Source organism: Deltaproteobacteria bacterium (genome assembly GCA_003696105.1).
GTDB lineage: Bacteria > Myxococcota_A > Polyangia > Haliangiales > J016 > J016.
On sequence record RFGE01000230.1, the window covers coordinates 1 to 10030 of the forward strand.

General features: G+C 75.3%; 7 protein-coding genes. 5 read left to right on the forward strand and 2 right to left on the reverse strand.

All coding sequences use genetic code 11. The features are described 5' to 3' along the window. Positions 1 to 502 precede the first annotated feature (502 nt). Together D6689_15185 and D6689_15190 are read left to right on the forward strand one after the other, a co-directional pair. Positions 503 to 2233: a SulP family inorganic anion transporter gene (locus tag D6689_15185; protein RMH39940.1), complete on the forward strand. Its 1731-nt coding sequence runs from the start codon at positions 503 to 505 to the stop codon at positions 2231 to 2233. 25 nt (positions 2234 to 2258) lie between these two features. Beyond that, a complete protein-coding gene (locus D6689_15190) occupies positions 2259 to 3509 on the forward strand; it encodes a hypothetical protein (protein ID RMH39941.1) in 1251 nt (416 codons plus the stop codon). Between the two features lie 65 nt (positions 3510 to 3574). Here the strand turns inward: D6689_15190 and D6689_15195 are convergent, their stop codons facing one another. Further along, entirely contained in the window at positions 3575 to 5665 is a 2091-nt protein-coding gene (locus D6689_15195) for a hypothetical protein (protein RMH39942.1), read from the reverse strand. A gap of 340 nt (positions 5666 to 6005) precedes the next feature. Here D6689_15195 and D6689_15200 point away from each other — a divergent pair, with 340 nt between their 5' ends. Further along, positions 6006 to 6485: a YbhB/YbcL family Raf kinase inhibitor-like protein gene (locus tag D6689_15200; GenBank protein ID RMH39946.1), complete on the forward strand. Its 480-nt coding sequence runs from the start codon at positions 6006 to 6008 to the stop codon at positions 6483 to 6485. Positions 6486 to 6600: 115 nt separating this feature from the next. On the opposite strand, the gene D6689_15205 is transcribed toward D6689_15200, so the two are convergent. Next, the gene (locus D6689_15205; GenBank protein ID RMH39943.1) at positions 6601 to 8379 is read right to left on the reverse strand and encodes a sel1 repeat family protein; all 1779 of its coding nucleotides are present in this window, start codon (positions 8377 to 8379) and stop codon (positions 6601 to 6603) included. Positions 8380 to 9142: 763 nt separating this feature from the next. Between D6689_15205 and D6689_15210 the strand changes: the two genes are divergently transcribed. Beyond that, a complete protein-coding gene (locus D6689_15210) occupies positions 9143 to 9844 on the forward strand; it encodes a glycosyltransferase family 2 protein (protein RMH39944.1) in 702 nt (233 codons plus the stop codon). Positions 9845 to 9846: 2 nt separating this feature from the next. Continuing rightward, positions 9847 to 10030: hypothetical protein (locus D6689_15215; protein RMH39945.1), on the forward strand; the 184-nt coding region annotated here is incomplete at its 3' end.

A 10030-nucleotide genomic window follows, 5' to 3' on the forward strand; every position in this document is an offset into this window, starting at 1 on the left:
CCCCCGGTCGGTGTGCCGGCGTACAGGTCGCCACCGGCCGCGAACCCGCGCCGCCGTGTCCGGCCAGCCGCGGCGCGGGCTGTCGCGTGCCGCGCGGCGCCAGCCGAGGACAGGTCCGCCGGCGAGTTCCGGGCGGCTCGCGTGTGACGGCGGCGGTCGCGCCCCGGTCGCTTGACCGTCGCGCCACATGCCGCCCGCCGCCCGCCGCCCAACGCTCGGCGCGGGTGCGCGCGGCCGCGGTGCCCGACACGGCGCGAACCCCGATCCACTCTGCCTGCGGGCGGCGAGCGAGGACTGCCCTGCGAGGGACGCAACGCACTGCCGCGTCCCCGCGCGCGGCGAGCGAGGCATATTGGATCGGCACGTCTTCGCTCCGCTGGAGCCGCGGCCCCGCTCGTGGCGAGCCCGGTACGGGTCGAGCCGTCGCGCCGCTTCCCGGTGCGAGGGCTCGCCCCCGCGCACGAGGCGACGCCCGCGATGCGCGTGACATAATCCGCGCGTCTTGGATCTGCTCGCGCCGTTCATGCCGCCGATCCGTACCCTGCGGAGCTACCGGCGCGCCGACTTCCCGCGCGACCTCGTCGCGGGGTTGACCGTGTCGGTCGTGGACATCCCGCAATCGATGGCGTTCGCGGTCATCGCCGGCGTCCCCCCGGTCTACGGCTTGTATACGGCGATCTTCCTCGCCGCCTTCGGCTCGCTGTTTACCTCCAGCCCGTTCCTGTCGGTCGGGCCCACCAACACGCAGAGCCTGCTGATCGCCGCCGTCGTCTCGCGCGTGACCCACGACCCGCACGACTACGTGCGGCTGGTCATCGCGCTCGGGATGATCAAAGGACTGCTGCAGCTCGCGTTCGCCGCCGCGAGCATGGGCCGGCTCGTGCGCTATGTGAGCCGCGGCGTCATGATCGGGTTCACCGCAGGAGCCGGCGTGCTGATCTTCCTCGAGCAGGTGCCGGCGTTCCTCGGGCTGCCGGGACACGTCGACCGCGTCGACCTGCCCGGCGCCGTGGGCCGCGCGGCGTCGATCGCGACGCACGTCGCCGCCGCCAACCCCGTCGCCGTCGCCCTCGGCGCCGCCGCCCTGGCCCTGTTGCTCTTCGCGCGCAAGCTGCCCGAGTGGGTGCCGGCTCCGCTGATCGTGGTAGCCGGCGGCGCGGCGGCCGTATGGCTCGGCGGCCTCGACGTGCCCACCGTCGGCCCGCTGCCGCGCGGCCTGCCGTCGGTCCGGCTGCCGCGCGCGTCGGTGTCCGAGATCGAGGCGCTGCTGCCGGGCGCGCTCGCCATCGCGCTGCTCGGAATGCTCGAGTCGGTGGCCATCGCCAAGTCGATCGCCCAGCGGACCGGCCAGCGCATCAGCGCCGATCAGGAGTTCTTCGGCCAGGGCATCGCCAACGTCCTGGGCAGCCTGTTTTCGTGCATGCCGGGGTCCGGCAGCTTCACGCGCACGGCGCTGCAGTACCAGGTCGGCGCGCGGACGCGCGTGGCCGGCCTCGTGTGCGCCGTGTCCAACGCGATCATCTTTCTGGCGCTGGCGCCGCTGGCGCGCCACATCCCGCTGGCCGTGCTCGCGGCGATCCTGTTTTACGTCGCGTATACGCTCATCGACGTGCCCGCGATCCTGCGCATGGTCCGCACGAGCCGGGCCGACGCGGTGACGTGTCTGGGCACCTTTGCGGCCGCGCTGCTGCTGCCGCTGGCCTACGCGATCTACGTCGGGGTGTTCCTCAACATCGCGCTGTACCTGCGCCAGGCGGGCAAACTGCGCATGGCGCGCATGGTCTACCTCGGCGGCCAGTCCTTCCAGGAAGTGCCGGTCGAGTCCATGGCCGAGCTCGATCAGGACGTGGTGTTCCTGCAGCTCGAGGGCGACCTGTTCTTCGCCGTGGAGGAGGAGCTGTCCGCGCGGCTCGGCGAGCTGGCCGCCAGCGACGTGAAGGTGGCGGTGTTTCGGCTCAAGCGCACGCACTTCGTCGACGGCACGGTGCTGTTCGCGTTTGCACAGTTCATCCAGCTGATGCAAAAGCGCGGCGGACACGTGCTGTTTTGCGGTGTGCGCCCCGACGTCATGCGCCAACTCGAGTCGTTCGGGCTGGTCGACTTGATCGGCCGGGACAACGTATTCCCCGCCAGCGACGGCGTGTTCAACAGCGCTCGCCGCGCCCTGGAGCGCGCCCGCGTCCTCACCGGGCACACCGAGCGCGGCGGCGTGACCGGCGCCTACCAGATCTAGGGGGCACGCGATCGCCGGTTCACCGATGTCGCGCGCGCCGCGACGAATTCGCGGCGCCGCACCGCCGGCGGCGCCGCGCGGGCCGAGACTCCCCGCCCCGGTCGCAACGAGTGCTCGCGGATGGCGATCGGTCACGCGATCCCGGACTCGACGGAGGACGCGCCCCGCACTGGAGATCGGTGGTCCACGCCGGATCGGCCGGCGACTGCAGCGACAGACCGGCGAAGTCCGCCGCGCGCAGGCCCCATGTGCGCGTGCGTGCGCGCCGCGGAGCTCGATCGGAACGTTCCGGCCCGCCAACCGGCGACGGCGGCGGATCGCAGCGAGGTCGATGCGCCACAACCTGCTACGGTGTGGCGCCATGAAGGTGCTGTTTTGCGGCACCGGCTGGCTGCCGGTGGTCGATGCGATCGAGCGCGCCGTCCGCGCGCGCGTTCCCGCGGGCGTGCACATCGCCGTCCGCGACCCGAACGCGGACCTGATCGACCAGCTGCGCGACGTGCACGTCATCCTGCCCTCGAACTGCCGCATCGACCGGGCGGCGATCGGGGCGCCCGCGGATCTGCGGCTCATCCAGCAGCCTGCCGCCGGCTACGACGGCATCGATCTCGCCGCAGCGGCCGAGCGCGGCGTTCCGGTGTGCAACGCCCCGGGATGCAACGCCGACTCGGTCGCCGAAGCCGCCCTGCTGCTGATCTTGGCGCTCGCGCGCCGACTTCGGCCCGCACAGCGGGCGTTCGCCGAGCGCGCGATCGGCGTCCCCGCCGGGGTCGAGCTGCGCGGCAAGACGCTCGGCATCGTCGGCCTCGGTCGGTCGGGCAGCGCGCTGGCGCGCATCGCCGGTGCGATCGGGATGCGCGTGCTGGCCGTGCGCTCGTCCAGCACCGCCGCCGAGTTCGACCGGCTGCTGCGCGAGTCCGACGTCATCAGCCTGCACTGCCCGCTCACCCGCGAGACCCGCGGACTGATCGACGCGGACGCGCTCGCCCGCGTCAAGCCGGGCGCGCTGCTCGTCAACTGCGCCCGCGGCCCGATCGTCGACCGCGACGCCGTCGAGGCCGCGCTCGCGGACGGGCGGCTCGGCGGCCTCGGCCTGGACACCTACTGGTCCGAACCCTGGGACCCGCTCGATCCGCTGTACGCCCGCGACGACGTCGTCACGCTGCCGCACGTCGCGGGCTCGACCGCCGAGACGTTCGCCCGCACGGCAGACCTCGTGGCGGACAACATCGCGCGCGTCCTGCGCGGCGAAGCGCCGCTTCATCGCGTCGCGTGATCCGCGTGGGCTCCGCCGGCCGGCGCGCCAGCGGCCGGCTCGCGCGCGCGAACGGACGTCCGCCGCTACTCGAGTTCGTCGGTCGCGCTGGTCACCGGGCCCTCCGCGCCGGGCCGTATCTCGAACGTCGAGTACGCGCCGTCGCAGTCGAGGTCGCCCAGCGCGCGGACGACGAAGCCATCTCCGTCCGCGACGTACTGGTAGTGATAGTAGTGCGGATCGGCTACCTCGAACTGGAGCGCGCGCCACGTCGGGTGGTCCCACAGGTCGGCGCGCGGGGCGCACCGCGCTCCCCCGGCGCGACAGCAGGTGCCCAGCGGCGGCGTCGGCCCGACGCTCGCGAGGCGCTTGCCCGCGGCGCGGGCGGCCTCGGCTGCTCGATAGAGTTGGGAAAGCAACACGCGCGCCTCCGACGTCTTCGCCCGGCGCGCGTACTTGATGAACGCGGGGATCGCGATGGCCGCCGCGATGGCGGTCGTCCCGCCCGCCGGCGGCGCGCCGCGGGCGACGATGGCCGCCTGCCGCCCCGCGAGGGTGCCGGCCCGCGCCGCGAGTTCGCGCATGGCCGCGAGATAGCCGTCGTGGTCGCCGTCGAGGTCGCGCGCGACGGCCGCCTCGTACGCGCGGTACACGTCGTCGGGATCGGCGGCGTGGCTGACGACGACCACCGACAGGTCGTAGCCGCCGCCCCGCGCGGTGAGGCCGACGCCGGCCTCGGCGATGTGCGCCAGCGCCCAGCGCGCGCCGTCGAGCTGCTCCGGCGTCACGCCGGCGATCCGCGCCAACACCGCGGACGCCGCCGCCTTGGCCTCGGCCGGTGCGGCGGCGAACGGGTCGAACGACCGGCCCCACACGACGACGTGCGCATCCCGCACAAGGGGCGCCGTGTGCGCGCTCGGCGCCGGCCCGTCGGCTGCCGGCGCGTCGCCCGGCCCGCCCAGACCGGCAGCGATGCGCAGGGCACCGTCGGCGACGGACGCGCGCACGACCAGGGGCTGTCCGACGGTCGCGTCGCTCGCCGGGAACGTGAGCCGGCAGACGCCCTCGTCGGTGGCCGCGGTGGCGCTGGGGATCTCGCGCTCGGCGAGCGCGCACAGCCCGGGCAGCGCCGCCCGCACCGCGTCGCCGTCGCGCACGGCGATCGCCGCCTCGCCGACGCCGGCCGGTCCGCCCGCCCCCGCCTGCGGCCTCGCGCCCAGCGGCGTCGACAGCGTCATGTCGCCCGCGATCTGCTCGATCACGTCGCGGCGCAGATCCCGCCCGCCCGGGATCGGGATCTCGGGCGGCAGCGGCGGCAGCGCGCCGAGCAGCGCCGGCCAATCCAGGTGGACGGCGACGAGCCCGACGGCGCGCTCCGGGCGAGGGCGCACCGCCGCCGGCACGGCCGCCGGATCCCGCAGCGGTAGCGGCAGCACGCCCTCGGCCGCCACGTTGGCCGCGAGCACTCCGCCGCCGATGCGAACCGCGACCGCCAGCAGGCCGGGGTCGCGCAGCGCGAGCCGCTTCGCGAATCCGGTCCTCAGCGTGTCGATGCGCGCGATGTCGGCCATGAACTCCACGTCGCCGCGGCGATGGGCGGGCAGCGCCCGGACGCGCGCCGCGAGCGCCCCGCCGTCGCCCGCCGCCATCGCGTCGATCGCGGCCAGGTCGCGGGCGCACATCACCCGGCCGCCGGCCATCGCGCACACGCCGCCGTCGCTGCGTTCGATCACGTCGCGGTCGCCGCGTTTGACGACGGGCTTGTTCGCGACCCCGGCCATCGCGGCCAGGTCGCGAAACGGCAGCGTTCCGCCGACGACCTGCATCCGCTCGTCGAAAAACAGCGCGAACCCGCGCGACAGATCCACGCCCATGCGGACGAACCGCTCGCGGTCCAATAGCTTGTTCGCGGGCGTCGCCGCGAGCGCGGCTCGCAGCGCGCCGTACAGCCGCTGCGACGACGGACGCGCCGCCGCGACCCGTTCGACCTCGGACAGCACGCGATACGCGGCGTCGATGCTGCCGGGCGCGAACACGACTCCCGCCGCGGCACCGGCGGGCGCCAGCGCCCACAGCGCGTCGGCGCCGCGCCCGGCCGTGTCGGCCGCCTCGTCCTTGCCGCCCTCGGGCGTGGCCGCGGTCTTGTTTCCACAGCCGGCGGCCGCCGCCGCGATCACGAGCCACGCCCTCGGCAGTCCCCCCCATCGCGAATTCATACGGCGACTGTACCGCAGCGGGCGGCGGCGGGGGGGGCGCCGGCGCGACAAAAATGTGATCCGCGGCGCTGCGCCGGCGGCCCGCGGTTGTGGCAGACTGGCGACGAGCGCGACGGGGTCACGGATGACGCCAGGGGTCCACACGGTCGCCGCCATCGCGATCGCGGCGGTGGCAGGATGTGCGAAGGACGCGGCCAGCCCGCCGCCGCGCTCCGCCGGCGCCCAGGCCGAGCGCGCGACCTCCAAGGGCGCGGTCGCCGCCGGCCGCAGCGCGTCGGCGCCGTCTGCACCGGAGGCTGCCATGAAACTCGAATCCCCGGCGTTCGCCGACGGCGAGTCGATCCCCCCGAAGTACACCTGCGAGGGCGACGACGTGTCGCCGCCGCTGGCGTGGAGCGGCGCGCCGGCGGGTACGCGCTCGTTCGCGCTCATCGTCGACGACCCGGACGCGCCGGATCCGGCGGCGCCGAAGATGACCTGGGTCCACTGGGTCGTGTTCGACATCCCGGCGGACGTCGCCGCGCTGGCCGAAAACGCCGCGGCCGGCGGCCTGCCGCCCGGCGCGCGCCAGGGGACCAACGACTGGAAGCGGGTCGGCTACGGCGGTCCGTGCCCGCCCATCGGCCGGCACCGGTACGTCCACAAGCTGTACGCGCTCGACACCCTGCTCGCGCCGACCGGGCTCACCGCGCCGACCAAGCGCGACCTGCTCGCCGCGGTGGAGGGGCACGTGCTCGCCCAGGCGACGCTGATCGGAACGTACGCCAAACGCGGCAAGTAGGGGCCTCCCCGGGAGGCTGTTGCGCACAGCCGCTGGCTGCGGTCGCGATCTGCGGGCGATCTTCGGCGTACGTCCTCGCGCCCGGCTCCTTGCGCGGCGGTCGCCGCGCGCCGCGTCACGGGCCGGCGTCGGCCGGCGGGCACGCGCCGCGGTCGCCGAGCGCGCACGCCCGCGCGCGCAGCCGCGCGACCTCGGCCGCGTCGCCGCCGGCGGCGGCGAGCACCTCGGCGAGCTGCCGGCAGCCGAGCGCATCGTCGAGGTCGCACGCGCGCGCCAGCAGCGCCTTGGCGCGGTCCTCGTCGCGCGGCCCGCCCAGTCCGGCGCCCGCCAGCAAGCCCGCCTGGCGGCAGGCGGGCCCGTCGCCGCGCTCGCATCCCTTGCCGAACCACACGGCCGCCGGCGCGTGCCCGCGCGCGACCCCGCGGCCGACCGCGTACATCTCGCCGAGGTAGCGACACGCCACCGGGTCGCCGCCGTCGCACGCCCGCGCGAACAGCTGCGCCGCGCGCGCGTCGTCGCGCGGCCCGGCCTCGCCACTGGCGACCAGCTCGCCGAGGCTGCGGCAGCCGAACGGCACGCCGGCGGCGCACACCTTGTCGAACAGCGCGCGCGCGCGCTGCACGTCGCGCGGGACGCCGCGGCCCTGCAGCGCCATCCGGGCCAGGTTCCAGCACGCGAGCGGCTCGCCGGCGTCGCACGCCTTGGCGAACAGCCGGGCGCCGCGCGGCTCGTCGACGGCGACGCCGACTCCGTGCGCAACCAACTGTCCGAGGTTGTTGCACGCCTTGGCGTAGTCCGCGTCGCACGCGCGAGCAAACAGCTCGCGCGCGCGCGACGGGTCGGCCGCGACGCCGACGCCCTCCATGTACATCACGCCGAGGTTGCGGCACGCCTCCCAGTCGCCGCGGCCGCACCGCCGCTCGAGCGCCTGCGGCACGCTCGCCGCCGGCGCCGCGTCGTCGCCCCGCGCCGCCGCGCGCTGTCCGTCGCCGCCGCGACACGCGATCGCCACCGCCACCGCCGCGGCCGCGGCGGCCGCTCGTCCGTCGGTTCGCATGCGCGGTGGTGTAGCATGGTGTACGGTCTGAGCGTGCGCCGCCCGTGGTTTCTGTGCGCGCTCGCCGCGGTCACGCTCTACTCGTGCCCGTACTTCGGCCAGCTCAAGAGCGCCAACGAGCTGCCGCGGATCTTTTTGACCACGGAGATGGTCGACCGCGGGACGTTCGCGATCGACGCGCGCCTGCCCGAACTCGGCTCGCGGTTCGACGTGTCGCGCACCCCCGACGGCCGCCACTTCTCGAACAAGGCGCCGGGTCTGTCGCTGCTGGCGGTCCCGGCCTACCTCGCGGTCAAGGGCTGGCACGCGGTCGCCGGCGGCACGCCGTCGCTGCGCGAGCTGACCTGGGCGTTTCGACTGTCGGCGGTCGCCGTGCCGGCGCTGGCGTTTTTGCCCGTGTTCTGGGCGGTCGCGCGCCGGTTCGCCCCCGGCGCGCCGCGCGCGGCCGACACGGCGCTGGCGGCCTACGCGCTCGGCTCGCTCGCCCTGCCCTACTCGATCCTGTTTTACTCGCATCAAGTCGCCGCGGCCCTGTGCGGCGCGAGCTTCGCGTGCGCGATCGCGCTGGCGCGCACGCCCGACCTGCGCCGGCCCGGCCGGTGGGCCGCCGCGACCGGTGCCCTCGCCGGGCTCGCGGTGCTCGTCGACTACCAGGCGGCGATCGCCGGCCTCGCGGTCGGGCTGTACCTGCTGGCGCGCGCGCCGCGCCGATGGCGCCATGCCGCGCTCGCGCTCGCCGGCGCCGCGCCGGCCGCGGCGGCGCTGGCCGCGTATCACACCGCGTGCTTCGGCGCGCCGTGGCGCACCGGCTACGCGTTCGCGCCGGACCCGGCGCATGCCCGCGGCGTGCTCGGCATCGTCGGTCCGAACGCGCGCGCGATGGCCAACGCGCTCGTCGCGCCCGACAACGGCCTGCTGTGGCTCAGCCCGTGGGTCGCGCTCGCCGTCGCCGGCGCGGTCGCGATCGCGCGCGACGGGGCCGCCCGCCGCCGCGTCGGCGCCGAGGCCGCCGTGTGCGCGGCGGTCGTCGCGGCGTACGTGCTGTTTCTCGGATCCACCGTGCCGGAGTTCGGCCGCGGCGGCTGGAGCGTCGGACCGCGCTACATCGCCGCCGCGATCCCGTTTGCCGGCTGGCTCGCGGCGGCGGGGCTCGCGGCGGTCGACCGCCGGCCCGCGATCGCGACGGTGGCGCTGGCGCTCGTGTGGATCGGCGTCGCCGTCTACGTGCTGGCCGCGTCGACGTTCCCGCACTGGCCGTGGCCGAACTTCACGAACCCGCTGCGGTCGGTATCGATGCGGTTGGTCGCCGAGGGCATGGCGCCGTACTCGGCCGGCACGCTGCTGGGTTTGCGCGGCATCGCCGCCTACCTGCCCGCGTTCGCCGGCGCGGCCGCGGTGACCGCCGCGCTGACCGCCGGCCGCGACCGGCACCGGTGGCGGCGCACCGCGATCGCCGCCGCCCTCGCCGCCGCGGCGCTGGTCGGCTACGCGCGGGTGCCCGAGCGCGGTCCGGGCGCCGACCGCGGCTGGCGCTACATCGAGCGGATCTGGGAGCCGCGGTGACCCGGCGCCGCGCGAACGTGGTAACACCAGGCGTTTCATGCGGCTGTCGATCCTGATCCCGGCCTACCAGGAGGAGCGCACCATCGGCGAGGTGCTGCGCCAGGTGTGCGCGGTCGACACCGAGTCGCTCGGCTTCGACAAGGAGATCATCGTGTGCGACGACGGCTCGACCGACCGCACGGTGGCCGAGATCGAGGCCGCGCGCGCGACGGACGACCGCATCGTGCTGGTGCGCCACGAGCGAAACCGGGGCAAGGGCGCGGCGATCCGCACGGCGCTGGCCGCCGCCACCGGCGACTACTGCCTCATCCAGGACGCCGACCTCGAATACGAGGTCACCGACTACCCGCCGATGCTCGAGGCGGTGCGCGCGGGGGCCGACGTGGTCTACGGATCGCGGTTCCTCGCCAAGGCGCGGCCCGACGGCATGCGCCTGCCCAACTACGTCGCCAACCGCATCCTCACGACCACGGCGAACCTGCTGTACGGCGTGGGGATCACCGACGAGGCCACCTGCTTCAAGATCTTTCGGACCGACCTTCTGCGCGAACTCGACCTCGAATGCGAGGGTTTCGAGTTTTGCCCCGAGGTCACCGCCAAGGTCGGCAAGCGCGGCATCCGCATCGTCGAGGTTCCCATCGCCTACACCGCGCGCGATCACGCCGACGGCAAGAAGGTGCGGTGGACCGACGGCTTCGAAGCGATGTGGGTGCTGGTCAAGCACCGGCTGCGCCGCTGAGGATGACCGAGCCCCACCTGCGCCGACTGTTCGCATCCGACGCCCGGCGGGCGGCGGCGGCCGCCGCCGTCGGCTGCGCGCTGTGGGCGCCGGTCGAGGTCGCGATCACCCTCGCCGCGGCCGACGGCCCGATCGGCGCCGCGACGGCGGCGCGGTTCGCGGCGCTCGCGCTCGGCCTCGCGGGCG